The 26142-nt window shown below is 70.7% G+C and carries 30 protein-coding genes and 1 riboswitch; of the genes, 14 read left to right on the forward strand and 16 right to left on the reverse strand.

Annotated elements, in window-relative coordinates; translation table 11 throughout:
- Positions 1-2: 2 nt before the first annotated feature.
- Complete coding sequence (msrB, locus tag ACFYY8_RS15510; RefSeq protein ID WP_352011308.1) at positions 3-404, reverse strand: peptide-methionine (R)-S-oxide reductase MsrB; 402 nt, start codon at positions 402-404, stop codon at positions 3-5.
- A 369-nt stretch (positions 405-773) separates the two neighbouring features.
- Here msrB and ligD point away from each other — a divergent pair, with 369 nt between their 5' ends.
- A complete protein-coding gene (gene ligD, locus ACFYY8_RS15515) occupies positions 774-1769 on the forward strand; it encodes a non-homologous end-joining DNA ligase (protein WP_390041127.1) in 996 nt (331 codons plus the stop codon).
- A 12-nt stretch (positions 1770-1781) separates the two neighbouring features.
- On the opposite strand, the gene ACFYY8_RS15520 is transcribed toward ligD, so the two are convergent.
- The gene (locus ACFYY8_RS15520; protein WP_390041129.1) at positions 1782-2819 is read right to left on the reverse strand and encodes an ATP-dependent DNA ligase; all 1038 of its coding nucleotides are present in this window, start codon (positions 2817-2819) and stop codon (positions 1782-1784) included.
- Positions 2820-2860: 41 nt separating this feature from the next.
- Complete coding sequence (locus ACFYY8_RS15525; protein WP_390041131.1) at positions 2861-3583, reverse strand: pyrimidine reductase family protein; 723 nt, start codon at positions 3581-3583, stop codon at positions 2861-2863.
- A 127-nt stretch (positions 3584-3710) separates the two neighbouring features.
- On the opposite strand from ACFYY8_RS15525, the gene ACFYY8_RS15530 reads away from it, so the two are divergent.
- Positions 3711-4100, forward strand: a complete 390-nt coding sequence (locus ACFYY8_RS15530; RefSeq protein ID WP_390041132.1) for a hypothetical protein — start codon at positions 3711-3713, stop codon at positions 4098-4100.
- Here ACFYY8_RS15530 and glgX read toward each other — a convergent pair.
- Complete coding sequence (gene glgX / locus ACFYY8_RS15535; RefSeq protein ID WP_390041133.1) at positions 4097-6214, reverse strand: glycogen debranching protein GlgX; 2118 nt, start codon at positions 6212-6214, stop codon at positions 4097-4099. The two genes, ACFYY8_RS15530 and glgX, sit on opposite strands and share 4 nt — an antisense overlap.
- 355 nt (positions 6215-6569) lie before the next feature.
- Positions 6570-6998, reverse strand: a complete 429-nt coding sequence (locus ACFYY8_RS15540) for an OsmC family protein (protein ID WP_352011314.1) — start codon at positions 6996-6998, stop codon at positions 6570-6572.
- A 199-nt stretch (positions 6999-7197) separates the two neighbouring features.
- On the opposite strand from ACFYY8_RS15540, the gene ACFYY8_RS15545 reads away from it, so the two are divergent.
- Positions 7198-7731: an RNA polymerase sigma factor gene (locus tag ACFYY8_RS15545; RefSeq protein WP_390041135.1), complete on the forward strand. Its 534-nt coding sequence runs from the start codon at positions 7198-7200 to the stop codon at positions 7729-7731.
- The gene (locus tag ACFYY8_RS15550) at positions 7728-8852 is read left to right on the forward strand and encodes a hypothetical protein (RefSeq protein WP_390041137.1); all 1125 of its coding nucleotides are present in this window, start codon (positions 7728-7730) and stop codon (positions 8850-8852) included. Before ACFYY8_RS15545 ends, ACFYY8_RS15550 begins: the two co-directional genes overlap by 4 nt.
- 57 nt (positions 8853-8909) lie before the next feature.
- Here the strand turns inward: ACFYY8_RS15550 and ACFYY8_RS15555 are convergent, their stop codons facing one another.
- A complete protein-coding gene (locus ACFYY8_RS15555; RefSeq protein WP_390041139.1) occupies positions 8910-9461 on the reverse strand; it encodes a hypothetical protein in 552 nt (183 codons plus the stop codon).
- A gap of 197 nt (positions 9462-9658) precedes the next feature.
- Here ACFYY8_RS15555 and ACFYY8_RS15560 point away from each other — a divergent pair, with 197 nt between their 5' ends.
- The gene (locus ACFYY8_RS15560) at positions 9659-10258 is read left to right on the forward strand and encodes a hypothetical protein (RefSeq protein WP_390041141.1); all 600 of its coding nucleotides are present in this window, start codon (positions 9659-9661) and stop codon (positions 10256-10258) included.
- On the opposite strand, the gene ACFYY8_RS15565 is transcribed toward ACFYY8_RS15560, so the two are convergent.
- On the reverse strand, positions 10251-11879 hold the full coding sequence (locus ACFYY8_RS15565) for an isovaleryl-CoA dehydrogenase (protein ID WP_390041143.1): 1629 nt from the start codon (positions 11877-11879) through the stop codon (positions 10251-10253). The genes ACFYY8_RS15560 and ACFYY8_RS15565 overlap by 8 nt on opposite strands.
- A 4-nt stretch (positions 11880-11883) precedes the next feature.
- Positions 11884-13332, reverse strand: coding sequence for an ankyrin repeat domain-containing protein (locus ACFYY8_RS15570; protein WP_390041145.1), 1449 nt, complete (start codon positions 13330-13332; stop codon positions 11884-11886).
- Positions 13333-13428: 96 nt separating this feature from the next.
- Here ACFYY8_RS15570 and ACFYY8_RS15575 point away from each other — a divergent pair, with 96 nt between their 5' ends.
- The 3 genes from ACFYY8_RS15575 (at position 13429) to ACFYY8_RS15585 (ending at position 15598) form a co-directional block, all read left to right on the forward strand.
- Entirely contained in the window at positions 13429-14181 is a 753-nt protein-coding gene (locus ACFYY8_RS15575) for a DUF1707 domain-containing protein (protein ID WP_390041147.1), read from the forward strand.
- 92 nt (positions 14182-14273) lie between these two features.
- A complete protein-coding gene (locus ACFYY8_RS15580; protein ID WP_390041149.1) occupies positions 14274-14777 on the forward strand; it encodes a SigE family RNA polymerase sigma factor in 504 nt (167 codons plus the stop codon).
- Positions 14774-15598, forward strand: coding sequence for a hypothetical protein (locus ACFYY8_RS15585; RefSeq protein WP_390041151.1), 825 nt, complete (start codon positions 14774-14776; stop codon positions 15596-15598). Before ACFYY8_RS15580 ends, ACFYY8_RS15585 begins: the two co-directional genes overlap by 4 nt.
- Here the strand turns inward: ACFYY8_RS15585 and ACFYY8_RS15590 are convergent.
- The 6 genes from ACFYY8_RS15590 to ACFYY8_RS15615 all read right to left on the reverse strand — a co-directional run bounded on the left by ACFYY8_RS15590 (position 15584) and on the right by ACFYY8_RS15615 (position 19442).
- Positions 15584-16354, reverse strand: coding sequence for a sirohydrochlorin chelatase (locus ACFYY8_RS15590; RefSeq protein ID WP_390041153.1), 771 nt, complete (start codon positions 16352-16354; stop codon positions 15584-15586). The genes ACFYY8_RS15585 and ACFYY8_RS15590 overlap by 15 nt on opposite strands.
- On the reverse strand, positions 16351-17079 hold the full coding sequence (locus ACFYY8_RS15595) for a phosphoadenylyl-sulfate reductase (RefSeq protein ID WP_390041155.1): 729 nt from the start codon (positions 17077-17079) through the stop codon (positions 16351-16353). Before ACFYY8_RS15595 ends, ACFYY8_RS15590 begins: the two co-directional genes overlap by 4 nt.
- On the reverse strand, positions 17076-17219 hold the full coding sequence (locus ACFYY8_RS15600) for an Insertion element protein (RefSeq protein ID WP_184616917.1): 144 nt from the start codon (positions 17217-17219) through the stop codon (positions 17076-17078). Before ACFYY8_RS15600 ends, ACFYY8_RS15595 begins: the two co-directional genes overlap by 4 nt.
- 28 nt (positions 17220-17247) lie before the next feature.
- Positions 17248-18930 (reverse strand): nitrite/sulfite reductase, encoded by a 1683-nt coding sequence (locus ACFYY8_RS15605; protein WP_390041157.1) that lies wholly within the window; start codon positions 18928-18930, stop codon positions 17248-17250.
- 149 nt (positions 18931-19079) lie between these two features.
- The gene (locus tag ACFYY8_RS15610) at positions 19080-19169 is read right to left on the reverse strand and encodes a putative leader peptide (protein WP_390041159.1); all 90 of its coding nucleotides are present in this window, start codon (positions 19167-19169) and stop codon (positions 19080-19082) included.
- A gap of 126 nt (positions 19170-19295) precedes the next feature.
- Positions 19296-19442 carry a hypothetical protein gene (locus ACFYY8_RS15615; protein ID WP_352011327.1) on the reverse strand — a complete coding sequence of 49 codons (147 nt, stop codon included), beginning with the start codon at positions 19440-19442 and terminating at the stop codon, positions 19296-19298.
- A gap of 129 nt (positions 19443-19571) precedes the next feature.
- Between ACFYY8_RS15615 and ACFYY8_RS15620 the strand changes: the two genes are divergently transcribed.
- The 6 genes from ACFYY8_RS15620 to ACFYY8_RS15645 all read left to right on the forward strand — a co-directional run bounded on the left by ACFYY8_RS15620 (position 19572) and on the right by ACFYY8_RS15645 (position 24664).
- Positions 19572-19970 carry a YccF domain-containing protein gene (locus ACFYY8_RS15620; protein ID WP_352011328.1) on the forward strand — a complete coding sequence of 133 codons (399 nt, stop codon included), beginning with the start codon at positions 19572-19574 and terminating at the stop codon, positions 19968-19970.
- A gap of 77 nt (positions 19971-20047) precedes the next feature.
- The gene (locus tag ACFYY8_RS15625) at positions 20048-21013 is read left to right on the forward strand and encodes a YihY/virulence factor BrkB family protein (RefSeq protein WP_390041162.1); all 966 of its coding nucleotides are present in this window, start codon (positions 20048-20050) and stop codon (positions 21011-21013) included.
- A gap of 18 nt (positions 21014-21031) precedes the next feature.
- Positions 21032-21112, forward strand: a riboswitch (ZMP/ZTP riboswitch).
- 33 nt (positions 21113-21145) lie between these two features.
- Positions 21146-22402 carry a serine hydroxymethyltransferase gene (gene glyA, locus ACFYY8_RS15630; RefSeq protein WP_390041164.1) on the forward strand — a complete coding sequence of 419 codons (1257 nt, stop codon included), beginning with the start codon at positions 21146-21148 and terminating at the stop codon, positions 22400-22402.
- A 300-nt stretch (positions 22403-22702) separates the two neighbouring features.
- On the forward strand, positions 22703-23821 hold the full coding sequence (rsgA, locus tag ACFYY8_RS15635; protein WP_390041166.1) for a ribosome small subunit-dependent GTPase A: 1119 nt from the start codon (positions 22703-22705) through the stop codon (positions 23819-23821).
- Positions 23822-23998: 177 nt separating this feature from the next.
- Positions 23999-24367 carry a hypothetical protein gene (locus ACFYY8_RS15640; RefSeq protein WP_390041168.1) on the forward strand — a complete coding sequence of 123 codons (369 nt, stop codon included), beginning with the start codon at positions 23999-24001 and terminating at the stop codon, positions 24365-24367.
- A 51-nt stretch (positions 24368-24418) separates the two neighbouring features.
- Positions 24419-24664, forward strand: a complete 246-nt coding sequence (locus ACFYY8_RS15645) for a hypothetical protein (RefSeq protein ID WP_390041170.1) — start codon at positions 24419-24421, stop codon at positions 24662-24664.
- 97 nt (positions 24665-24761) lie between these two features.
- Here ACFYY8_RS15645 and ACFYY8_RS15650 read toward each other — a convergent pair whose 3' ends face one another.
- Entirely contained in the window at positions 24762-25076 is a 315-nt protein-coding gene (locus ACFYY8_RS15650; RefSeq protein ID WP_012893126.1) for a WhiB family transcriptional regulator, read from the reverse strand.
- A 103-nt stretch (positions 25077-25179) separates the two neighbouring features.
- A complete protein-coding gene (locus ACFYY8_RS15655) occupies positions 25180-26094 on the reverse strand; it encodes a sucrase ferredoxin (protein ID WP_390041171.1) in 915 nt (304 codons plus the stop codon).
- Positions 26095-26142: the final 48 nt, after the last annotated feature.

Genomic DNA, 26142 nt, shown 5'->3' on the forward strand with positions numbered 1-26142 from the left:
GGTTACTCGGCGGGTTCGAGCCGCAGGGACACGGAGTTGATGCAGTAACGGTCGTCGGTCGGGGTGCCGTAGCCCTCGCCGTGGAAGACGTGGCCGAGGTGGGAGTCGCAGGTCGCGCACCGGACCTCGACCCGGACCATGCCCAGTGAGCGGTCCTCGATCAGGGTCACCGCCTCCGACTGCGACGGCTCGTAGAAGCTGGGCCAGCCGCAGTGGCTGTCGAACTTGGTGTCCGAGCGGAACAGCTCGGCCCCGCAGGCCCGGCAGCTGTAGACGCCCTCGGTCTTGGTGTCGACGTACTCACCGGTGAAGGGGCGCTCGGTGCCCGCCTGGCGGAGCACGTGGAACTCCTCGGGAGAGAGCTGGACGCGCCATTCGGCGTCGCTCTTGACCACCTTTTCCATCCCTCAAGCCTATGCGCTCCCGGCGGTGTCCCCGGGTGGTTCCCGCCGTACACCCCTGGAGGAAAAATCTTGGGGGCGAAGCATCCATTTATGCCCGATTTGGCGTCTTTAGAGATGTGGGGGGTATTTCACCTTCCTGTTGAAGGGTGAGATCGTCCGCCCGGTCGTCCGAGGATCAACGGGACGGCCGAGAACGCCGCCGGCCGAGTGACGCGCCAGCGCTCGGACCGGAGAGCAGGCGGATGGTCACGTGGTCCGTCCCGTCGAGTACGCGGTCCCGCCGCCGCGGCGGCTCCGGGACGGACCCACCCCGCGACCCACTGCACGGAAGCGGGTCCCGGAAGGCCCACAAGGGGTACGGTCGGACGTATGCCGTCGCCGTACATCGAACTCACTGTCGAAGACAGGGTGATCAAGGTCACCAATCCCGACAAGGTCTACTTCCCCGAGATCGGGGTGACCAAGCGAGAGCTCGTCGAGTACTACGTGAGCGTGGGCGAGGGGGCGCTGCGCGCCCTCCGTGACCGCCCCACCCACCTCAGGCGCTACCCGGACGGGGTCGAGGGGGAGGAGATCTACCAGAAGCGGATGCCCGTCAAGCGGCCCGACTGGGTGCGCACGGCCACGGTCCGCTTCCCCAGCGGGCGCACCGCCGACGCGTTGTGCGTGACCGAGGTCGCCTCCCTGGCCTACTGCGCCAACCTGGGCACCATTGACTTCCACCCCTGGCAGGTGCGCTCCGGTGACACCGAGCACCCCGACGAACTGCGTGTCGACGTCGACCCGCAACCGGGAACGGGCTTCGCGGAGGCGCGGCAGGTGGCCTTCACGGTCCGCGACGTCCTCCAGGAGCTCGGCGTGACCGGCTTCGCCAAGACCTCGGGCGGCCGGGGCGTCCACGTGGCCGTGCGCATCGAGCCGCGCTGGGACTTCATCCAGGTGCGCCACGCCGGCATCGCCCTCGCCCGCGAGGTCGAGCGCCGGGTACCCCACCTGGCCACCACCGCCTGGTGGAAGGAGGAGCGGGGCGAGCGGATCTTCATCGACTACAACCAGAACGCCCGCGACCGGACCCTGGCCGCCGCCTACTCGGTGCGGGCCAGGCCCAACGCCCCGGTCTCGGCCCCGCTCACCTGGGAGGAACTGGCCGACGCGGACCCGCGCGACTTCGACATCCGTACGGTCCCGGCCCGCTTCGCCAAGCTGGGCGACGTGCACGCCGCGATCGACGACCAGGCCTTCTCGATCGAGCCACTGCTCGAATGGTACGAACGCGACGGCGCGCAGGACCTGCCCTATCCCCCCAACTATCCCAAGATGCCCGGCGAGCCGAAGCGGGTGCAGCCGAGCAAGGCGCGAGACTGATCCACCGGTCCCTCAGCGGGCCAGGATGTCGTCCAGGTCATAGGAGACGGGCTGTTCGAGCTGCTCGAACGTGCACGACTCCGGAGTCCGGTCGGGGCGCCAGCGGCGGAAGTGGGCGGTGTGCCGGAAACGCGTGCCCTCCATGTGGTCGTAGGCGACCTCGATCACCAGCTCGGGCCGCAGCGGCACGAACGACAGGTCCTTGGTCGCGCTCCACTTGGAGATCGCCCCGGGCAGGGACTCGGCGCTCCACGGGTGACCGTCCTGGCTCACGTACGGCGCCAGCTCCTCGACCAGCTCCGCCCTGCGCTTCATCGGGAAGGAGGCCGCGACGCCGACGTGCCTCAGGGCGCCCTCGGCGTCGTAGAGGCCGAGCAGCAGAGAGCCGACCACCGGCCCCGACTTGTGCTCGCGGTAGCCCGCGACCACGGCGTCCGCCGTGCGCTCGTGCCTGACCTTGAACATCACCCTCTTGTCCGGCTGGTACGGCAGGCCGCCGGGCTTGGCCACGATGCCGTCGAGCCCGGCGCCCTCGAACGTCTCGAACCACTCGGCCGCCCGCTCCTGCGAGGTGGTCACCGGCGTCAGCCGTATGCTCCGGCCCGCGTTGCCGAAGATCGACTCAAGGCGTGCCCTGCGCTCGGCGAAGGGGACCTCCATGAGGGACTCGTCGCCGAGGGCCAGCAGGTCGAAGGCGACGAACGAGGCGGGCGTCTGCTCGGCCAGAAGTCTCACCCGGGAGGCCGCGGGGTGGATGCGCTGCTGCAGGGCCTCGAAGTCGAGTGTCTGGCCGCCGCGGATGACGATCTCCCCGTCCACCACCACCCGCTCGGGCAGCTCCGCCCGCACCGCCTCCACCAGCTCGGGGAAGTAGCGGGTGAACGGCCGTTTGTTGCGGCTGCCGAGGTAGACCTCGTCGCCGTCGCGGAAGACGACGCACCGGTAGCCGTCCCACTTCGGCTCGTAGAGCATGGTGCCGTCCTGCGGCGGCAGGGACTTGACGGCCTTGGCCAGCATCGGCGCGACCGGGGGCCGCAGCGGCAGGTTCATGTCACTCCTCGTCGTCCGTTCGTCGGGCTAGCCTGACCTTTCTACCGGAGAGGACGGACATACCTGGTGAACAGGAAACCGTCCTCCTCCAGGACATGGGCCAGATCCAGCCGGACCGACGCCGGGGGACCGTTGAGGATGCGCGCCGCGGCGCCGCCGGTCAGCAGCGGGCTCACCGTCAGGCACAGCTCGTCGACCAGGTCGGCCTCGGCGAGCTGGGCGTTGACCTTGGGGCCGCCCTCGCACAGCACCCGCCCCAGGCCACGTGAGGCCAGCTCGGCCAGCGCCGCGGCCAGGTCGATCCGGTCGCCGCCGGCCACGATCACCTCGGCCACCTCGGCCGTCTCCTCACGCCGCTGCGCGGGAGCCGCCTCACAGGTGACCACGATCGTCCTGGCGTACGGCTCGGCCTCGGTGAACAGCGGGCTTCCGAGGTCCAGGTCGAGCAGCCGGGTGAGCACGGCCACCGGTGGCGCCGCGGGACGCCCCTCACGCAGGTGACGCCACGACTCCCGGGGCCTGGCGGGGCCGTACCCCTCGGCCCTGACCGTCGTGGCGCCTGCCAGGACGACGTCGGCCTGCCCGCGCAGCACCCCGAAGACCCGCCGGTCGCCACGGCCCGACAGCCCGCCGGACAGCCCGTCGAGCCAGGCGGCCCCGTCGGCGCTGGCCACCATGTTGAGCCGGACGCACCGTTCGCGGGGGTAGGCGTAGAGCCGGGCGAGATCGACCTCGTCGGAGGTGGCCGGGTGGATGAGACGCATCCCCCTACCTTCGCACAGGGGACCGTACGGCCCTCCCGCGAGAACGTTCGGTAACGGATTCGACACTTCCGGTGAAACCGGGGCGAGTGGCGTTACATGATGCGGCAAAAGAGACGGGGGAGGCAGTGTGGGGCTGGCCGCGATCGTGACGTGGTTGATCACCGCGATGTTCGGTATCCGCCTGTTGCGGCTGTGGCTGCTCCACGGCGGGCCGCGCAGCCAGGCGGCGAAGGTCACCCGTTTCCCCACCGCGCTGCTCTTCGCCCACCCGATGCTCGCCATGTCGGCCCTGAGCTGCTGGGGCGCCTACCTGGTCACCGACCGCCGGGCGCTGGCCTGGGTGGCGTTCGGGGCGCTCGCGCTGACGGCCCTGCTCGGCTTCACCATGTCCACCCGCTGGCTCGGCGGCGGCCGTCACGCCCGCGGCGCCGATCAGCGCCCGCCGGTCCTCACGATCCTGCTGCACCTTCTCGCGGGGCTGACCACCTTCGTCCTCATCCTGCTGTCCAGACCCTAGGGGCGGCGGCAGCGCAGGATCCTGATCGAGCGGGAGGTCACCGGGACGTGGGCGTCGGCGGGCCAGGGCCCCTCGTGGGAGGCCTCGTCGCCGCCCTCCCGCGCGGTGTCCAGCACGGACAGCCAGCGCGCGCCGTACCTGGCGTCGGGGACGGTGAAGGTCAGGTCCTCGTGGTGGCCGTTGATCAGCAGCAGGAACGAGTCGTCCACGATCGGCTCGCCACGCGGGCCGGGCTCGGTGATGGCCGAGCCGTTCAGGAAGACCGCCAGCGACTTGGCGTAGCCGGTGTGCCAGTCGGCGGCCGACATCTCCTCGCCCGAGGGGGTCAGCCAGACGATGTCGCGGGTGCCGTCCTCGGCCCTGCGACCGTGGAAGAACCGGCGCCGCCGGAAGACGGGGTGCTCGCGCCGCAGCTCGGAAAGGCCCCTGACGAAGTCCAGCAGCTCCTTGTCGGTCCCGGCCGGGGACCAGTCGATCCAGGAGATCTCGTTGTCCTGGCAGTAGGCGTTGTTGTTGCCGCCCTGGCTCCTGCCGAACTCGTCGCCGGCCAGCAGCATCGGCACGCCCTGCGAGACGAACAGGGTGGTCAGCAGGTTGCGGCGCTGGCGGCGGCGCAGGGAGGTGATCTCCGGGTCGTCGACCGGTCCCTCGGCGCCGCAGTTCCACGAGCGGTTGTCGTCGGTGCCGTCCCGGTTGTCCTCCCCGTTGGCCTCGTTGTGCTTGCGGTCGTAGGAGACCAGGTCGGTGAGGGGGAACCCGTCGTGGCAGGTGACGAAGTTGATGGAGGCGACGGGACGGCGCCCGGAGGTGGCGTACAGGTCGGCGGAACCGGTCAGCCGTGAGGCCAGCTCGGGCAGCGCCGAGCCGTTGCCGCGCCAGAAGTCGCGCACGCTGTCGCGGTACTTGCCGTTCCACTCGGTCCACAGCGGCGGGAAGTTACCGACCTGGTAGCCGCCGGGCCCCACGTCCCACGGCTCGGCGATCAGCTTCGCCTGGGAGATGACCGGATCCTGCTGGATCAGGTCGAAGAAGGCGCTCAGCCGGTCCACGTCGTGCAGCTCACGGGCCAGGGCGGAGGCCAGGTCGAACCGGAAGCCGTCCACGTGCATCTCCAGGACCCAGTAGCGCAGCGAGTCCATGATGAGCTGCAGCGCGTGCGGGGAGCGGACGTTGAGGGAGTTGCCGCAGCCGGTGTAGTCGAGGTAGTAGCGCCGGTCACCGTCGTGCAGCCGGTAGTAGGCCGCGTTGTCGATGCCGCGGAAACCCAGCGTCGGCCCCATGTGGTCGCCCTCGGCCGTGTGGTTGTAGACCACGTCCAGGATGACCTCGATCCCGGCGTCGTGCAGGGCTCGCACCATCGCCTTGAACTCCAGCACCTGCTCGCCGCGCTGCCCCGAGCTCGAGTAGTCGGCGTGCGGGGCCAGGTAGGCGATCGTGTTGTAGCCCCAGTAGTTCGTCAGTCCCCGGGCGACCATCGCGTGCTCGGGCACGAACTGGTGCACCGGCATCAGCTCGACCGCGGTGACGCCCAGGGTCAGCAGGTGGTCGATGACCGCCGGGTGCGCCAGGCCCGCGTAGGTGCCGCGCTGCTCGGGCGGCACCGCGGGGTGGCGCATGGTGAGCCCCCGCACATGCGCCTCGTAGATCACGGTCTGGTGGTACGGCGTGCGCGGCGGCCGGTCGTTTCCCCAGTCGAAGAACGGGTTGACCACCACGTTCTTCGGCATGAAGGGGGCGCTGTCGTCGTCGTTCCTGCTGGCCGGGTCGGTGAAGGGGTAGGAGAACAGCGACTCGTTCCACCTCAGTTCGCCCTCGACCGCCTTGGCGTAGGGGTCCAGCAGCAGCTTGGCGGGGTTACAGCGGTGGCCGCGCGAGGGGTCGTGGGGGCCGTGCACGCGGTAGCCGTACCGCTGGCCGGGGGCGACCCCGGGGAAGTAGCCGTGCCAGACGAAACCATCCACCTCGGGCAGGTCGACGCGCTCCTCACGGCCGTCGTCGTCGAACAGGCACAGCTCGACGCGCTCGGCGATCTCGGAGAACACCGAGAAGCCGGTGCCCGCGCCGTCCCACGTGCCGCCCAGGGGGTAAGGCTCTCCTGGCCAGATCTCGCGCATGCGGCCCTCAATCTCCCTCAGCTAGCCCTCGTGCGCACAGGTGCCGTCGCCTTCCTCACCCTGGTTCGGGGGGACACGAACGGTCGGACGCCCGGCCCCTCCTGAGGGGTGGCGGGGGCTCACAAGGTGTGCGGACTTTCCTCTGACGGTCTCGGCGGTCTCGGCCGGACGGTGGCCGTGAAAGAGGGACGGCCCGCCCGGCTGAATGGGGGTCGCCTGAGTGTACGCGCCCGGGGTCACCGGGTGGAACGCCTGGCCGCAAGGCTTTAACCTGCGCTTTTCCCGCCTCGCGGGGTGGGGACACAGGTCTTCCGGCCGTGCCGCTGAGGCGGGCACGGCCGGAAGACACGGTCGATCAGCCGACCAGTTCGGCGTTGAGGCTGATCGTGGTGCCGGAGAGGGCCTTGCTCACCGGGCAGTTCGCCTTGGCCGTCTCGGCGGCCTTCTGGAACTCCTCCGCCGACAGGCCCTCGACCTGACCGCGGACGGAGATGACGATCCCCGTGATGCCCTCGCCCGGCTGGAAGGTCACCTCGGCCTTGGTCTCCAGGGACTGCGGCGGGGTGCCCGCCTGGGCCAGGCCGTGGGACAGGGCCATCGAGAAGCAGGAGGAGTGCGCCGCAGCGATGAGCTCCTCAGGCGAGGTCTTGCCGTTGGCCTGCTCGGCCCTGGAGGGCCAGGACACGTCGAAGGTGCCCACCTTGGACGAGTCCAGCGAGACGGTGCCCGATCCGTCGAGGAGCGAGCCCTTCCACTGGGTCGTCGCGGTACGTGTCGTCGCCATGGCGATGTCCTTTCGATCACGAAGCGTTAACCAGGAACGACCCTACTCGCCGAGATCACGAGGCTTGTCCCCGGAGCCGTCCGTCGCCCCCGTTCCTGCGGCGATTCGATTACCCGGCGTTACTCTCCGGATGGAATCTGTAATCGATCCCTTGGTGGTGGACGTAAGAAACATGACGCCAGGTGGGGAAGGGGCGACCGTGCCGGAGGAGGACGAGGAGAAGTGGTTCGAGGAGATGTTCCGCGCCTTCTACGAGCCCGTCTGGGCCTACGCCGCGCGCCGGGTCGGCTTCACCGGGGCCGACGACGTCGCCTCGTGCACCTTCCAGACGGCCTGGCGCAAGAGGAACAGGATTCCCAGGGACGACGACCGCGCCGTCGTCGCCTGGCTGTACCGCGTCGCCTGGGGGCACGTGCGCAACGCCACCCGTGGCGAGGGGCGCAGACAGCGCCTCATGGCGCTGCTGAGACAGCTGCCACCGGAGCTGTCCGGTGACGGGACACACGACGAGGAAGAGGTCAGGACCGCGATGGAGACGGCCATGGCGCGCCTGCGCCCCAAGGACGGAGAGGTCCTCCGCCTGCACTACTGGGAGGACCTCGCGATCGATGAGATCGGCGGGGTTCTCGGTCTGACGCCGAACGCGGTCAGGGTACGGCTGTGCCGGGCCCGCATGAGGCTGGCGGACCTGCTGCGGGGCATGTGCCTGTGGTGCGAGGAGGCGGGCCGGTGAGGGCGCGGGGACGAGACCGGTTCCGCCAGCTCATGGTCCGCTGCAACCCCGTGCCCCCGCACGAGGCACGGCGGATGATGGGCGACGGGCAGGAGGAGGTCCTACGGAGGATCATGAGCGAGAGCGCCCCCCGGCGGGGGCGGGGCAGGGGATCGGTCCTGGTGGTGGCCCTGCTGGCGACGGCCGTCGCGGTGGCGGTCCTGCCGAGGGTCGTGCAGCGGGGCCAGCCGGGAGACCGGCAGGGGGCGGGGGAGGGCCCGCCGACGGGCGCCGCCGCCTCGCGCACCGGTCCGCCCATCACCGCGGACCTGGCGCGGATCGTCCACCTGTCGGCGGTCGAGCCGCTGCGCGGCCATCCGCTCCCGATGTCGTCCTTCCCCCGGGCCTCGGCCGGGCTGCTCGGCCTGGCCCGGCTCGCCGGTTCCCGCCCGGGCAGGCAGGAGGGGCCGTGGAGCTACGTCGAGACCGAGGAGTGGCTGCTGGCCACCAGCGTGACCCGGGACGGCACGACCTCGCGGATGACGCCGTGGGTCGTCAGCCGCTGGACGCCGCAGGACGATCGGGGCACCTACCACAGGACGCGCAGCCCCGGCAGGCCGTTCGGGGGCGGCTGGGCCGGCATCACGCCCACGGTCGACCAGTCGACGGCCGGCGAGGCCACCGGGGGCGGAGAGAACAGTGAGACCGGTGCCGCGGCGGACCTCGGCCCCAGGGCGGCCGCTCTGTCGCGCTCCGAGGAGGAACTGCGCGACCAGCTGCTCAGCGGTGAGCCGCGGGCGGGCATGACGCGCACGCACCGCCTGGTCAGGGCCGTCGAGGACCTGCACTCCCACGACGTGGTCGAGCCCGACCTCCGCGCGGCGCTGTGGCGGACGCTCGCCGCCCAGGACGACCTGCGGGACATCGGGCAGGTCAGGGACCGCAACGGCAGGCCGGGGCGGGCCTTCGGGTTCGAGGACGGGCCGCTGCTCGGGGTGTTCGTCGTCAGCTCGGCGACCGGGGGGCTGCTGGCGACCGAGCTGATCAGGCTCAGAGGCTCGGGGGAGCCGCGCCCGGCCGTCGAGGAGTACCGGACCTACCTCACCGCCCGGTGGGTCGCCGGTCCCGGCCGGACCTCATGACCGGCGGCGGCGCCGTACGGTGCGATCCCGCCCAAACCGTACGGCGCCGTCGCCCTCTCACCGGCCGGGGCACTCACGCAGGCTGGGATGGGCGTTGACCCAGTGCCGGTCGGCGACGCCCCGGAGATTGCCGTATCCCGACCCGCCGGGAAAACAGGCCCCCTCCTCGTCCCGGTTCCTCTTGACGAGGAAGACGAAGGGGCGGTCGTTCCTGAGGGACATGAAGAGGCCGATCCCGTCGACCCTCCTCGTACCCGGCACCTTGATGGCCTGCCGTGACCCCTCGTAGGCCCTGCGGTCGTAGAGGCAGACCGCGTTGCCGGGAACGCCGTCCTCGTCACAGTCGTGCTCGGCGCCGCGCCTGGCCGGGCCGCACGACGGAGGCCGGAAGGTGATCACCTCGGCGCCGTCGTCGTAGGAGACCGTGTCCGGCGGGACGAAACGCCCGCCTGGCGCCTTCGCGAGCTGTCCGGCCACCGCCTGTGCGACGTCGGCCTGACACGGGGAGGGACGTTCGACGGAGGGCGGTACCGGCGTGGCGGGCGGGCCGGTGAGCAGGCAGGAAAGCGCGCCGCACACCGCTCCCAGGGCTTTCAGGCTGGTCGTCATGTTCGATCCTTTTGGTGGGGGTGAAACCGGCCGTCTTCCGAGGGCGGGGACGGGCCGGAAACGACGCGTCCACCGGGGAGGGGCCGCTCTCGCGCCCTCGCGGATCAATGAATATCCGGCCGCCGCTCGTAATGAACTCCGCTGCGACGGACGTTTACCACCGGAGAGCAATTCTTTGTCAGGACGGAGCGCTTCGGATGAGGACCCCCGGATCGGCCCGCACGGGCCACCGCGATCCGCTGCCGCGGGACGGCAGCCGTGACTGCGGCGTGCTGGAACGGGTGATCCACCGGCGTTGGACGGGGACACCGCGCAGGGAACTCGTCGCCGCGATCGACGAACTGGCGAGCATGCCGGTCCACCTGGCGACCCGGCTGTCCGAGGACCTCGACGGGATCTGGCTCGGCGCCGACCTGCTGCCCGAGCCGCCGGAGCCGGACGACTCCTGCGACGCGCGGGTCGCCGCGGAGTCGGCGGGCATCCACATGGGACGCACGATCGTCGTCACCGGAGGGGCGCACTCGTCAGGCTCGCTGGTCCACCACATGATCGGTCACGCCCTGTGCCAGATGGACGAGATGGACCAAACCCCTGAGTGGCGCCGGATCATGCGCTTCTGCCGCCCCCTGCTGGTTCTCGATCGCTACCGCGACTGCCCGGCCGAGTGGTGGGCGGAGAGCTACGCGCTGTGCGCCGCCAACCGGCTCGACCGGCTGACCAGACTGCTCGCCGACGACGTCCAGAGCGCGGCGGCCGTCGCCGCCTACCACCAGAGACGCCAGGGATGGGTCAGATGACGGCCCGGCCGATGACGGCCTCCAGGTCGAGACCGGGTGGCAGGGTGCCGAGGGCACGGCCCCCCTCACCGGCCAGCCGGGAGGCGCAGAAGGCGTCGGCGACGGCCGCCGGCGCCAGCCGTACGAGCAGGGAACCCTGCAGGACCAGGGCCATGTCCTCGGCGAGGCGGCGGGCGCCCTCCTCGGCGGCGGAGGGGTCGCCGAGCGCGCCCAGCAGGCCGCGCAGCCGTACGACCGCCGCGTCGAGACGCCGGTCGGCCCCCTTGGCGAGCGCGACCTCCGTGAGGAACGCCTCGACGGCCTCCGGCTCACGCCCCAGGGCACGCAGCACGTCCAGTGCCGCGACGTTTCCCGAGCCCTCCCAGATGCCGTTGAGCGGTGACTCGCGCAGCAGCCTGGGCATCTGTGAGTCCTCGACGTAGCCGTTGCCGCCCAGGCACTCCATCGCCTCTGCCGCGTGGGCGGGGGCACGCTTGCACACCCAGTACTTTGCGACCGCCAGCGCGGTACGGCGCAGCGCCGCCTCCGCCCGGTCCCCGGCGACGGCCCGGTCGGTGGCCCCGGCGAGCCTGGTCATCAGCGTGGTCGCCGCCTCCGACTCCAGGACGAGGTCGGCCAGGACGTTGCGCATCAGCGGCTGGTCGGCCAGCCTCCTGCCGAAGGCGGCGCGGTGCGCGGCGTGGTGGACGGCCCTGACCGCGCCGTACCTCATCCCGGCGGCCGAGCCGATCACGCAGTCGAGCCGGGTCATGTTCACCATCTCCAGGATGGTCCGCACGCCCCGGCCCTCCTCGCCGACCGGCCAGGCGAACGCCCCCTCGTACTCCACCTCGGCGCTGGCGTTCGACCGGTTGCCCAGCTTGTCCTTCAACCGCACCAGACGCATGGCGTTACGGGTGCCGTCCGGCAGGACGCGGGGCAGCAGGAAGCACGACAGGCCTCCCGGCGCCTGGGCGAGCACCAGGAACGCGTCGCACATCGGGGCGGAGTTGAACCACTTGTGGCCGGTCAGCGCGTAGCCGCCGCCGGCGAGGGGCTCGGCCCTCGTGGTGCCCGCGCGGACGTCTGAGCCGCCCTGCTTCTCGGTCATCGCCATCCCGGCGAGCACCCCGCGCTTGCCCAGCGGCGGCCGGAGCCCGAAGTCGTAGCTCCTGGACGTCAGCAGCGGCTCCCACTCGGCGGCGAGGGAGGGGGCGTGGCGCAGCGCGGCGACCGAGGCGTAGGTCATCGAGATCGGGCAGCCGTGCCCCGCCTCGACCTGGCTCCAGAGGTAGAACCCGGCCGCGCGGGCCACGTGCGCGCCGGGCCTGGCGTCGGCCCAGGGCGCGGCGTGCAGGCCCTCTCCGACCGCGACGGCCATCAGTTCGTGCCAGGCGGGATGGAACTCGACCTCGTCGATCCGGTGGCCCCGGGCGTCGTGGGTGCGCAGGACCGGCGGATGCTCGTTGGCCAGCCGCCCCCACTCGGCGGCCCGCTCGGAGCCCGCGAGCACACCCAGAGCCCGCACCTCCCCCGTGGCCCAGCCCGCCCCCTCACGCTCGACGCCGGCCAGGAGGGCGGCGTCGTCGGACACGTCGTGCCCGACGAGCGGCGGAACCTGGTTGAAGACGTCGTGGGTCATCCAGTCAGGCCTCCTTGACCAGGTCACGCAGGTAGTCGTCGTCCTCGTCGCTCTCGGCGAGGACCCGCTCGACCCCCTGCTTGGCCCGCGGGTCGCCGCGCACCAGCAGGCCGCGCGTCGCCTCGGCCACCGTGCCCAGCTCCTCGTCGCCGAGTCGCGCAGCCAGCGCGTCGCGGATCGGCTCGCCGTCCTCGGACAGCCCGGCCAGGCCCATGGTCGCCCACTCGCGCACCTCCTCGTCGGGGTCCTCGCTCATCGAGATGAGCAGCGCGAGCCCCTCGGCGTGGCCGGGCGGCAGCACGGCGGCCAGCGCGGCCGGGTCGGCCTGGGTGCGGGTCCAGCCGGGGGCGGTGATGATCTCCAGCACCTCGGACAGGGAGCGGGGGTCGGCGTGGTGGCCGAGCGCGCCGAGCACCGAGCGCAGCACCCGTTCGTCGCCCTCGGTGGCCGCCATCCGCCGCAGGATCGGCAGGGTCCGGTCAAGGAAGGGCCGCTCGTCGTCGGTGAAGCCGAACTCGGCGAGCACGTCGACGCCGAACTCCCGCCTGCGCGGGTCCTCACTGACGCACAAGCGCGCCACGGCCTCGAACGTCTCCTCGTCCGCGCGCTTGCTCAGCGCGCCCGCGATCGTCCACCAGGTCTCCGCCTCCTCGTCGACGTCCCGGTACGGCAGCGCCCGCTCGACCAGCGCCTCGACGCCGGGAAGCTGACCGGTCGCCTCCTCCAGAAGGGTCGCGACGGCCGCGTGGCCGCGCTGGCAGCGCAGCTCGGCCAGCCGTTCCCCGTCCTGGCTCACGGCGGCGACGGTCACCAGATCGGTGCCGTCGGAGGCCCGGCTGCGGCCGACGACGAACTGGGAGTCCTCGGGGACCTGCTCGGTGAGCTGCTCGAGCAGTGCGCTCTCCAGCTGGGTGCCCAGCCAGTCGTAGGCGATGGCCAGCGGGGTGTCGCCCTCGCCGTCGGGCCTGTCGGCCTCTGCCCCGCGCTCCAGGAGCACCCGCGTCGCGCCGAGCGCCCCGCGCCTGGCGGCCAGGGTGAGCGCGGTCTCGCCGCTCTCGTTGGCCTCCTCCGGGTCGGCCCCGGCGTCCAGCAGCGCCGTGAGGGCCTCCTCCCGGCCGTTCGAGGCGGCCCAGAGCAGCGCGGTCCAGCCGTCCTCCTCCCTGGCCGAGGGGTCGGCTCCGGCGCGGAGCAGCGCCCCCACGGTCTCGACGCGGCCCAGGGCGGCGGCCGCGCACAGGGGCAGGCCCTCCTCCTCGCCGCCGCTGATCCTGCCGGGGTCGGCCCCGTGCGCCAGCAACGCCTCGACGATCGCCGTCCTACCGCTCGCGGCGGCGGCGTACAGCGCCGTGCTGTGCCCGGCCGCCTCAGGATCGGCGCCGAGGCCGTCCCGGAGCAGGTGCTCGACGCGCTCGACGTCACCGCGGGCGACCGCCTCAAGAAGTTCTTGGTACATGAGGGGACCCTAACCTGTTCCCGCCCTTCTCAGGGGCGGTCATGTCCTCCTCAGGGAGGAGTCGTTGACCGGACAACTCGCGATATGTTGTGAGTTATGAGCGATCCCGGTGCGATGCGAATCTCGGACGCCGAGCGGGAGGCCACCGTCGAGTGGCTACGTGTCGCCTCCGTCGAGGGGCGGCTGACGCTCGGGGAGCTGACCGAACGCACCGAGGCTGCCTACACCGCCGTCACCCAGGCCGAGCTGGCCGTCATCACCTCGGACCTGCCCGGCACGGGACGCTCGGCCCCGGCTCCCGCCCCCGCCTACGAGCCGCAGGGACGGCCCCCGGGAAGGGTGCGGAAGTGGTTCGTCGCGGTGATGAGCGAGTCGAAGCGCCGCGGCAAGTGGCGCATCGACCAGGGGCTCGGCGCCGTCGCCGTGATGGGCGGGGTCGTGCTCGACCTGCGCGAAGCCGAGGTCCGCACCGACGTGGTCGACATCGTCGTGACCGCGGTCATGGGCGAGGTGAAGATCATCGTGCCGGACGGCGTGGACGTCGAGCTGGACGGTATCGCGATCATGGGGGAGAAGAAGGTCAAGGTCAACGAGGCGCCGCCCGGCGTGAACGCGCCGCTGATCCGGGTCAAGGCGTACGTGCTCATGGGCGACCTCAAGGTGATCGGCGACTCCAGGACCAAACCCCTGAAGAAGCAGTGGGCCGCCTGGCGGGAGCAGTGGCGGGAGATGCGCGGAGAGCTCATGGGAGAGCAGCACGGGCCCCTGCCGCAGTCCTGGCAGCACGGTCCCGGCTCGCACGACCCGTACGGCCGGCACGGTTCGGACCGCCGCGACGACCGGCGCTAGCCTCCCTGCGCCGTTCCGTACGGCCGTGCAACGTTCCCGGGGGTCCGGACGGTAGTGATCGGTGAACATCACCGATCAGTGAGGACCATCGGATGCGAGACCGGGCCGACTTCGAAGGCTACGTCGCGCAACGCTCGGCCCGTCTGCTGCGCACCGCCTATCTGCTCTGCCGCGACTGGGGGCAGGCGGAGGACCTGACGCAGACGGCGCTGGCCAAGGCGTGGCTCGCCTGGCGCAGGGTGCGGGACGACCCCGACCCGTATGTGTACCGGATCCTGGCCAACACCCACGCGAGCTGGTGGCGCAGGAGATGGCGGTCGGAGGTCCCGACAGGGATCCTGCCGGAGAACGTCCTGGAGGACCCCTCGGACGGATTCGGCGTCCGCGAGGAACTCCGTACGGCGCTGGCCGCCCTGCCCGCCAAGCAGCGGGCGGTGCTGGTGCTGCGTTACTACGCGGACCTGCCGGACGGGCAGATCGCCGAGATCCTCGGCTGCTCGGCGGTCACCGTACGCAGCCAGGCCGCCAGGGCGCTGGCCAAGCTGCGCGTCGATCCCGCGGCCAGGGCCGCGGCCACCCTCGGGGAGCTGACATGACGAACATCGAATCCGAGCTGCGCGACCTGCTGCGACAGGACGCCGAGCGGTGGGAGGGCGCCGGGGGAGGCGTCACCGCCGCCCGGGTCCACGAGCGCGTCCGTAGGATCAGACGACGCAGGATCGGCCTGCTCGGCGGCGCCGCAGGGGCGGGGCTCGCCGTCGCCGCCACCCTGATCCCGCCGGCCACCGGGGCCCCCGGGACCACGGGCGGCACCTGGAACGGCGTCATGTCCGCGGCCTCCTCCTCACCCGGCTACGGGGTCGCCTTCAGGAGCAAGGTCGTCCTCGACAAGCGGTTCACCAGGATGGGCGAGCGCGTCGCCTTCGACATCCCCAGGAAGACGGACCGGGGCAACGCGACGGCGATGATCTCCTGCCCGCGCGGGAAGGAACTGCTCTACTGGGAGGACGGCGCCTACCGCAACGCCCTGCCATGCGCCGAATGGCTGCCCCACATCGACAAGAAGTACAGAAGCGGCGTCAACCTGACCGTGCGGCGGGGGTCGCGCTTCGAGGTCGCCGTGCTCCCGGCGGGTTCCGTCGCCAGGCTGGGCAGGACGCTCGTCACCGGGGAGGACGCGCGCCGGGTGCTCGACCTCGCGGACGGGGGGCGGGCCGACATGCGGTTCAGGGTCACCGACGCGTGGATCGAGCCCTGCGAGAGCGGGCCAGGCTGCACCTTCGCGGACGAGAGCACCCCTGAGCCCACGGTGACCGTGACCGTCACTCCCGGCCCCGTGAAGCCTTCGCCCACCGCCACCGTCACCGTCACTCCCGTCTATCCCGCCACGGGCGGAACGGGGTCAGGCGGTGGCTGAGCGCTCCAGCCCGCCCAGGGCCTGCTCGTAACGTTTGATTAACACGGTGGCCAGCTCGGGGGCGGCGCCGAGGACGTCCGCGACGACCTCGGCGCCAACGGCCAGCGTGTCACGGCGGATCTTGTCGGCGAAGTAGCCGGGAGCCAGCAGGTAGGGGGCCACGACCACCCGCGGGGCTCCCGCCCGCAGCAGCCGCACGACCTCCTCCTGCGGCGTCGGCTCCGCGGCCGTGGCGTAGGCGGCGGTCACCGACCACCAGCCCCGGCGCCGTCCCCACTGGGCGGCGACCCCGGCGACCGTCGCGTTGGCACTGCGGCTGCTCGACCCGGCCGAGACCAGCACGACCGCGGTCGAGGGGTCTCCGGCCTCGACACCCGCCTCGGCCAGACGCCGCTCAAGGGCGGTGACCAGCAGCGGGTGCGGGCCGAGCGTCGCGCCCCTGTGCACACGCAGCCTGGGGTTACGGGCCGTTGCCTCGGCCAGCGCGCCGGGGATGTCGACCCGGCTGTGGTAGGCCTCGGTGAGCAGCAGCGGCAGCACCGCCGCCTCGCCCAGCCCCGAGAGCGCCATGGCGAGCGTCGGCGGAGCGTGGTCGAGGTAGGCGGTGCGCACCGGGATCTCGGGGCGGGCGCGCCGTACGAGGTCAAGGAGTTCCTCGACCGTCGCGGCGGCGCGCGGGTCGCGGGACCCGTGCGCCACCGCGATCAGGGGCGGTGCCGACGTCACGCCACGCGGGCGCCACGTCACGGACGTCATAGATGCAGCCCGCATTCCGTCTTGCCCATCCCCGCCCAGCGGCCGCTGCGCGGGTCCTCGCCGGGCGCCACCTGACGGGTGCAGGGCGCGCAGCCGATCGAGGGGTAGTTGTCGTAGTGCAGCGGGTTGATCAGCACGCCGTTGTCGGCCATGTAGTTGTCGACGTCCTCCTGCGTCCAGCGGGCGATCGGATTGATCTTCACCATCTGGCGCTTGGCGTCCCACTCGACGACCTTGACCCCGGCGCGGGTGCTGGCCTCGTCACGGCGGATGCCGGAGATCCAGGAGAGGTACGGCTCGAGGGCGCGGTTGAGCGGCTCGACCTTGCGCAGGTAGCAGCACAGGTCGGGATTGCGCCCGAACAGGCGGGGACCGAGGTCGCGCTCCTGCTCGGCCACCGTCCTGGACGGCTTGACGTCGATCACGTTCACGTCGTAGACCTGCCGCACCGCGTCACGGGTGCCGATCGTCTCGGCGAAGTGGTAACCGGTGTCGATGAACAACACGTCGATCCCGGGCTTGACCCGGCTCACCAGGTCGATCAGCAGGGCGTCACTCATGGAGGAGGTGAGGCACAGCCGGTCGCCGAACGTGGCCGCCGCCCAGCGGATGATCTCAAGCGCGGAGGCGTCCTCAAGGAAACGGGCCGCCGACTCGACGATGTCCTGCAGGTCAAGCGTGCCGCGCTGCTGCCGTAATCCGACTTCGATGTCCACCAGGCTCATGACCGCACTCCGATTCCGAGAAACTTCAGCTTGAAGGCGCGGGCGCACGAACGGCAGTACCAGCCGCCGTCGCCCTCGTAGGGTTCGAGATCCTCTTCGCCGCAGTAGGGGCAGTGGAAGGGGACGGCCCGCTCACTCATCTCCGGCCCTCCCCGTACGGCAGGCCGGTCACTTGAGGTCCGCCTCGTCGGCCCGCTGGACCCACTCGGAGAAGGTCTCGCCCTCGTTTCGCTGCTTGTCGAAGTTGCGCACCACGCGCTCGACGTAGTCGGGAAGCTCCGTGGCCGTCGTCTTCAGGCCGCGGACCTTGCGGCCGAAGCCCGAGCTGACGCCCAGCGAGCCGCCCAGGTGGATCTGGTAGCCCTCGACCTGCTCGCCCTCGTCGTTGACGATGAGCTGGCCCTTGAGGCCGATGTCGGCGACCTGGACGCGCGCGCAGGAGTTCGGGCAGCCGTTGAGGTTGATCGTCAGCGGCTGCTTGAAGTCGGGAAGGCGCCTTTCGAGCTCGTCGATCAGGTTGGCGCCCGCCCCCTTGGTCTCGACGATCGCCAGCTTGCAGAACTCGATGCCCGTGCAGGCCATGGTCTGGCGGCGGAAGGTGGAGGGGTTGACCCGCAGGTCGTTCGCCTCCAGTTCGGCCACGATGCTGTCGACCTGGTCGGGGGCGACGTCGAGGATGACCATCTTCTGCTCGGCGGTGGTGTGCACCCGGCCCGAGCCGTGCCGCTCGGCGATGTCGGCGATCAGGTGCAGCATGTCCCCGCTGAGACGGCCGACCTTGGGGGCGAAGCCGACGTAGAAGTTGCCGTCCTTCTGCGGGAAGACACCCACGTGGTCTCTGCGCCCGTTGCGGGGCGGCTCGGGCGCGGGGCCGTCGGGAAGCGCGTGGCCGAGGTACTCGGTCTCCAGGATCTGCCTGAACTTCTCCGTGCCCCAGTCGCTGACCAGGAACTTCAACCGGGCCCTGTGCCGCAGGCGGCGGTAGCCGTAGTCACGGAAAATGCCGATCACACCGGCCCAGACCTCGCTGGCCTGCTCGGGGGTGACGAAGACGCCCAGGCGCTTGGCCAGCATCGGGTTGGTCGACAGGCCACCGCCGACCCACAGGTCGTAGCCCGCCTCACCCTTGTCGTTGACCACGCCGACGAAGGCCACGTCGTTGATCTCGTGCACCGTGCAGTGCGCCGGGCAGCCGCTCACCGCGGTCTTGAACTTGCGGGGCAGGTTGGAGTAGGCCGGGTCGCCGATGTACTTGTCGCGGATGTCCAGGACCGTCGGGGTGCCGTCCAGGACCTCCTCGGTGTCGATCCCGGCCAGCGGGCAGCCGAGGAAGGCGCGCGGGGTGTCGCCACAGGCCTCGGTCGTGGACAGGCCGACGGCTTCCAGGCGCTCCCAGATGTCGGGGACGGACTCGATCTCGATCCAGTGGAGCTGGATGTTCTGCCGGTCGGTGACGTCCGCGGTGCCCCGGCCGTAGAGGTTGGCGATGTCGGCGATGGTGCGCAGCTGCGCCAGGCTGAGCCTGCCGCCGTCGATCCGGACCCGCATCATGAAGTAGCGGTCGTCGAGCTCCTCCGGCTCCAGGATCGCGGTCTTGCCGCCGTCGATCCCGGGCCTGCGCTGGGTGTAGATCCCGTACCAGCGCATCCGGCCCCGCAGGTCGGCGGGGTCGATGGAGTCGAAGCCCTGCTTGGAGTAGACGTCGATGATGCGCTGGCGGACGTTGAGCCCGTCGTCGTTCTTCTTGAGCTCTTCGTTCTTGTTGAGCGGTTCGCGGTAACCGAGAGCCCACTGACCTTCGCCTCGCGGGCGCTTGTGGTGGCGGTTAGCCGGCCTGGCCGGGGTCGTCATGTGCGCGTCCTTTGTAAATCGGTGGAGTGATTTCCGGACACGCGCAGACGTTGCCTGCCGCCTCTTCATTGAGTGCGGGGGAGTGCCGCTCACAGAGCGATGACGTCTGTCACGCGCCCGAGCTGGATGAAATCAGCGGAGGGCGACGGTCAACGGACGTCACGACAGATGGCGCTGCGGACACGAAGCAGGTCGACGTGGCGTCGCACGACGAGCAATGGGTCCGCTGGCATGTCCATGACGATACCTTGGCGGCCCGAGATGTCCAATGCGGGGTCCGGAATCTGGACTTTCCGCACCCTGCTCTGGCGCCGTCCGCCCAGCCCTGGCGCGGCCGGGCCCACCGGGGTGGGAACAGCCGGAGATCACCCCTGTCTCAGCCAGTTCGTCGCGGGCTCCGCGGGAGGTTCCTCCTCCCGGTCCCGGCGGGTCTCCGGCTGGTGCTGGCAGTCGCACCACGAGCCGCCCCTGCACTCGCCGTGCCTGCGTTCCTTGCAGCTCGCGCAGATCACCTCTCCATTGTGCGGCGGCGCGGGGCGTAACCCGTGGAGCGGCACTCCGTCCGGATCAGGGGCTTTCCAGGGTTTCGCCAGGGCTGTGCCCGATGGAGCCGTCTGTCCGGTCATTGAGATGATCGGAACATGCGCACGTTGTTGAACGTCATCTGGCTGGTGTTCGCGGGGATCTGGCTGGCTCTCGGTTATGTCGTCGCGGGCGTCATCTGCTGTGTCCTGATCATCACGATCCCGTTCGGCATCGCCTCCTTCAGGATCGCCGCCTACGCGTTGTGGCCCTTCGGGCGGACCGTGGTGCGCGACCCCGAGGCGGGTTGCCTGTCGACCGTCGGGAACGTCATCTGGTGCGTCGTCGCCGGAATCTGGCTGGCCATCGGCCATGTGCTCACCTCGATCCCGCTGTTCCTGTCGATCGTCGGCATTCCGCTGGCCGTCGCGAACATCAAGCTGATTCCCGTCTCCCTGCTGCCGCTGGGCGCCCGGATCGTCGACGTGGACGACGCGGAGGCGTTCTACCGCAGGTGACGACGCGACCGCCCCGAGACTCGATCGTTGCCGCGTGAGCTCGTGATCAAGGGGCGCTGCGCATACCGTGGTGTGCCATGACCTCCACCGACGCGCCGGCGCGCAGGCGAGGGCCACGCAGGCGCGAGCCGGGCGCGGCCAGGGCACGGCTGCGCGCGGGCCTGTCCTGGGTGGGGGGAACGGACGCCTGGGCCCTGGCACGGGCGACCACCGGAGCGGGTGTCGCCTACCGCGTCACCGGGCTGGCGGGGGAGGCCGCCTTCTTCGCCCTGCTGTCGCTGCCGCCGTTCATGCTCGGCCTGATCGGCGTGCTCGGCCGCTTCACGCGGGTCTTCGGCCCCGAGACGGTCAAGGACGTCAGCGACTGGATCGAGACGCAGGCGCACCTGCTGTTCACCGACAACGCCGTCGACAAGGTCGTCTCCCCGCTCATCGACGACGTGCTGAAACCGGAGAACCAGGTCTCCCTCATCTCCCTGGGTTTCCTGCTGGCCCTGTGGTCGGGCTCACGGGCGCTGTTCGTCTACGTGGACCTGATCTCCCTGGCGTACGGCCTCGGGGAGGAACGCGGCATCATCCGCACCCGCCTGATGTCCTTCGGGCTCTACCTGGCGGGCCTGCTGATCGGGCTGCTGGTCATGCCGGTCCTCGTGCTCGGCCCGGTCGCGCTGCGCAGCGCCCTGCCCCCCGACTACGCGGGCCTGGTCACCGGCCTGTACTGGCCGGTCGTCGTCGCGGGCTCGGTGTTCTTCCTCACCCTCCTGTACCACGTGAGCGTCCCGGTGCGCACCCGCTGGTGGCGGGAGACGCCGGGGGCCGTGCTCGCGCTGATCATCTGGATCGCCTGCGCCGCCGTGCTGCGTGCGGTGCTGGCCGCCTGGTTCTCCCCCGTCTCCATCTACGGCTCCCTCGCCGCCCCCATCGCGGTCCTGCTGTGGCTGTACATCACCGCCCTGGCCGTGCTCATCGGCGCGACGCTCAACGCGGAGGTCGACAGGCTCTGGCCGGTCGACGGTGCGGGCCGCGCAGCGCGTGCGGGGTGAGCACGAAGGGTCCGCTATCGTCTAAAGCGCGACTGGCGCATTGGGTGGGAGCGACCACCGGGGAGCGAAAAGCGGAGGCCGTACGCCTGGGTCTTCGCAGGTTGTCAACGATGACAGGGGAGTGAAGGCGCCATGGGTTCTCTATCCGACGTCGATCCGCAGATCGCCGAGCTCATCAAGGCCGAGGAGCGCCGCCAGGCCGACACGGTGAAGCTGATCGCCTCGGAGAACTACGTCTCCAAGGCGGTCCTCGAGGCCACCGGCACCGTCCTCACCAACAAGTACTCCGAGGGGTACGCGGGCAAGCGCTACTACGAGGGCCAGCAGGTCATCGACCAGATCGAGACCCTCGCCGTCGACCGCGCCAAGTCCCTGTTCGGTGTGGAGCACGCCAACGTCCAGCCCTACTCGGGCTCGCCCGCCAACCTCGCCATCTACCTGGCCTTCCTGCAGCCCGGTGACACCGTCATGGGCATGGGCCTGCCGTTCGGCGGCCACCTGACCCACGGCTGGTCGGTCTCGGCGACCGGCAAGTGGTTCAACCCGGTCCGTTACGGCGTGCGCAAGGACACCGGCCGCGTGGACATGGACGAGGTCCGTGAGATCGCCCTCCGCGAGCGCCCCAAGCTGATCTTCTGCGGCGGCACCGCCATTCCGCGCACCATCGACTTCCCCGCCTTCGCGGAGATCGCCCGTGAGGTCGGCGCCGTGCTGGCCGCCGACATCGCCCACATCGCGGGCCTGGTCGCCGGTGGCGCCCACCCGTCGCCGGTCGGCCACGCCGACGTCATCTCGACCACGACCCACAAGACCCTGCGCGGTCCCCGTGGCGCGATGCTCATGGCCAGCTCCGACGAGCACGCCGTCGCGCTCAACAAGGCCGTCTTCCCCGGCCTGCAGGGCGGTCCGCACAACCACACCACCGCGGCCATCGCGGTCGCGCTGAAGGAGGCGGCGACCGACGACTTCAAGGACTACGCGCGTCAGGTCGTCCTGAACGCCCAGGCGCTGGCCGAGGAGCTCAAGAGCCGCGGCTTCGACCTGGTGTCCGGTGGCACGGACAACCACCTCATCCTGTTCGACCTGACCCCCAAGGGCATCGGCGGCAAGCCCGCCGCGCAGGCCCTGGACAAGGCCGGGCTTGAGACCAACTACAACACCGTGCCCTTCGACACGCGCAAGCCCTTCGACCCGTCCGGCATCCGCATCGGCACCGCGGGCGTGACCAGCCGCGGCATGGGCGTCACCGAGATGCGGCAGATCGGCGCCTGGATCGACCAGGTGGTCAGCGCCCTGGCCAAGGACGAGGACGAGGCCAAGCACGTCATCACCCGGGTGCACGGCGAGGTCCGTGAGCTGACGAGCCACTTCCCGGCCCCCGGCCTGTAGCCCGCACGAGAGAAAGCCCCGGAGCCCGTGGTTCCGGGGCTTTCGCACGCCGTACGGCCCTGCTTCTCCGGCTCGCCGGAAAAAGGTTTGCGCGTGATGGGGGAGATCGCGCTAATGTTCTGCGAGTGGGCGTTGTCGCGCCCGTGGGCGACGCCACCGCCGCAAGCGGTGGCCGAGAGATGAGGAGGTGAGGACATGCGGGTCTTCTTCTTCGGCATGCCTTCAGTCTTCCTCCGGGTGCCCGCCTAGCCGACTTCCTTCACCGGGCACCCGACCTTCCTCGAAAAGGGTGTACCCACGTTGTCAGCTTCACGTTTTCCCGTCTCGTCCGACCTTTCCGCGCTCGGCTGGGACGACTCCCACGCCGCCTCGCTGCCCGACGGGCTGATCCCCGCCAGGGTCGCGCGCGTCGACCGGGGGGCCGCCGAGATCCTGTGCCTCGAAGGCCACTTCCAGGCTCACTACGGCGCCTCCGTACGGCGGGCCGCCGCGGCCGACCCCGTCGCCCTGCCCTGCGTCGGGGACTGGGCCGGGCTCAGGAAACTCGCCGAGGGCCGTTACGAGCTCGAGGCACTGCTGCCCCGCCGTACGGCGTTCGTGCGCGGCGGCGTCGCCAGACTCTCGCGCGGCGGCCTGTCGGGCGACTCAAAGGGGCAGGTGCTCGCGGCCAACGTCGACGTCGTCTTCGTCGCCGAACCAGCCCTGCACGCCACGGACACCGCCGACCTCGGCCGGATCGAGCGGCTGCTCGCCCTGGCCTGGGAGAGCGGCGCCCATCCCGTCGTGCTCGTCACCAAGTCCGACCTCGCAGGGGCGAGCCTGTCCTTCCTGATGGAGGAGGTCGCCGCGGCGGCGCCCGGCGTCGAGGCGCACGCGATCTCCTCCATCACCGGCGAAGGGGTGGACATCGTGCGCGGGCACCTGGGCGGTACGCGCACCGCCGTCGTGCTCGGTGCCTCGGGCGCGGGCAAGTCCACCCTGGTCAACGCGCTGGCCGGCGCGGAGGTCATGGAGACCCAGCAGGTCAGGGCCGCCGACGGCCGGGGCCGTCACACCACGGTCCACCGCGAGCTCATCCCGTTGCGCGACGGCGGGCTCATCATCGACACCCCCGGTATCCGCCGTATAGGCCTGTACGACATGGGGGAGGGCGTCGACATGGTCTTCTCCGACATCGAGGAGCTGGCCGAGCGGTGCCGCTTCGCCGACTGCGGGCACGACAGCGAGCCGGGGTGCGCGGTGATCGCCGCCATCGAGGACGGCACGCTTCCCGAACGGCGGCTGGAGAGCTGGAACAAGCTCCAGCGCGAGGCCCTGTGGATGGCGTCGCGGACCGACGCGCGTCTTCGCAAGGAGATGCAGAGCCGGTGGAAGACCATCCACAAGGAGATGCGTAAGCCGGGGCGTAACCGTCCCTGATGCCCGGGTCGCCACAGGCCGTGACGAACGGGAAAGACCCGGGGCGGGAGGCCCCGCCCCGGGTCCGGCACGGCGCCGTGTGTTTCAGCGGACCGGAGACGGTCGCGTTCCTCCGGGCACCATGTCGGTCACCGTGGGTCGTGTTTCGTTGACCGAGAGTAGGCAAACCTTGTAGGTGTGATCGCCGGTTCGTATTCGGGAGCGCCCTCGCGGCGCCGCTGGACGATGCCGTGGGTCCTGCTCGCCGTCTGCCTCGGGCTCTGTCTCGGCTGGCAGCCGGGTGGCCTGGCGGGCCTGGTGGCCGAACGCCAGTGCGTCGAACGGGTGGAGGAGGCCCCGCACCCGGTCGACGACGCGCCCGTCTCGCCCCTGGCGCACGACACCGGGCGTGGACGTGAACCGCGCCTGCCCGCGCCTCGCCCCGCCGGGGACGCGCGGACGCCGCAGGGACGGGGGCCGGAGTGGAGCGGGAACCGGGAGGACCTTCCCGCCGCCCTGTCCGCCGGAGCCCGCAGGCTGATCATGATCGGTGTGTCTCGCATATAGGCCGACGTCCTGCCCACAGGCCAGTACGGAACCCATGCGAGAAGAGAGCACATGCGAGAGATCAACACTGTCGCCGAGGCCTGGGACTTCCAGTGCCTGCGTTGCCAGCACGTCTGGGGAGACCTCTACGAGACCTGCCACGCCGACGACGGGCGTCCGGTGGTGTGGCGCAGGAGGGGGATCATCACCACTCCGCCGTGGGTGGACCAGAGTTGCCCCGAATGCTCGGCGTCCCACGTCAAACCGCTGCCCTCGCGCGGGCACCGGGACACACCGAAGATTCCACCGCGGAACTGACCACCCGCGCGTATCCATCCCTTACACGACAACGTGTGATCTCGCAGGGGAATCAGCGAGATCACACGTCAGGGGGAAGCCGGGTGGAGGTACTTGCTCAGGCGACGGCGCTGATGCCGGCGCTGGCGGCGCGGCGCATGCGACGGCGACGCTCGGAGGCGCGCTCGTCCTCGTTCAGACCGCCCCAGGTGCCGTACTTCTCCGGACGGGACAGCGCGTAGTCCAGGCACTCCGCGCGGACCGGGCACTGGGCGCAGATCGCCTTGGCCTTCCGCTCGCGGATGTCACGCTCAGGCTGACGCTCCCCGTCAGGACCGAAGAAGAGCACGAGGTCCTCACCCCGGCACGCGGCGTCATCCTGCCAGCCCCAGCTGGGCCGGGGCCGGGCGGTCTGCCGACGTACCTGAGACATGAGAAAACCACCTTTTAGTGAGAGGTATTTCGGGTTGATGCCGCATTGGACGTTTCCGGCGTCCTTGGGTCCAACGCCTGGATAGGCCGTGATGTTCCCCAGGTCAGGTCAGGACGGGCGTGGCGTACCGCACAGGGGTGAGCCTGTCCAGCGCGACCAGCCGATAGGTAGTGATCTCCTCGGCGCAAGCCGTACCACATGGCGTCGTCAACGTCATGGGTTCAACCACTACCCGAAAACGAACGCCACTACCGCGCACAAATGCCTCGGTGGTGGCGCCGTCCGACCTGGAGGACTCCACGGCCACTCCGCCAACCGAGAGCTCGCCCGTGTGGGCGCGGACGAAATGCTCGGCGGCCTGCAGTGGCTCAGGGATGCCTGAACGTCCCCGGAAACGGTCGAGAGTGATCTCGCCGGACCGGTACGCATCGGCTGCCGCGATCGCAGCAGCCTGAGACATGCTGCCGTAGTAGAGGCCGTGTGGCAAGCACACAAGGTTGGCGGCGTAGCGATCGCCGCCAACATGTGATGTTTCCCATACTCTGTCCGGCAAAACCTTCGCCAGGGAACGAGCTAGGGGAAGTCCAATGCGGGCGCAGCACGCGTTGCGTTTGGCATGCGTGCAGACCAGAAAAACCGGCTCACTCACAAGTATGCAGGACTCCGGGACCACTCCGGCCATCAAGGCGTCCATGTCAAGATCGTCTGGACCTGCGATGACGCCCTCGGCGAGCCAGGGTTCGGCGGCGGTCGAGTCGGCGACCATGACGTGGATGCCGCCTTCCACGGGTCTGCGGCGTCCTGGGCGGCGGATGAGCTGGGGTCGGACACCGGCGGCGACGGCCCTGTCGACGAGGGCGCGCACCCCGGAGGGAAGGCGGCATTCCTCCAGGTGGGAGGCCCAGGGGCCGGGATGCTCGACCAGCAGCCAGAAGCGGGCCCCGACGGTGGCGCTCGCCAGAACGGGCAGGTCGCCGATATGGCAGCCCTCGGGATGCTCGCAACCCCTGAGTGTCATATCCGGAACGCTCCCCCCCGGCGACGTCTTCCCAATGCTTACTTAGGT

It is taken from the genome of Streptosporangium sp. NPDC001559 (genome assembly GCF_042893955.1).
GTDB lineage: Bacteria > Actinomycetota > Actinomycetes > Streptosporangiales > Streptosporangiaceae > Streptosporangium.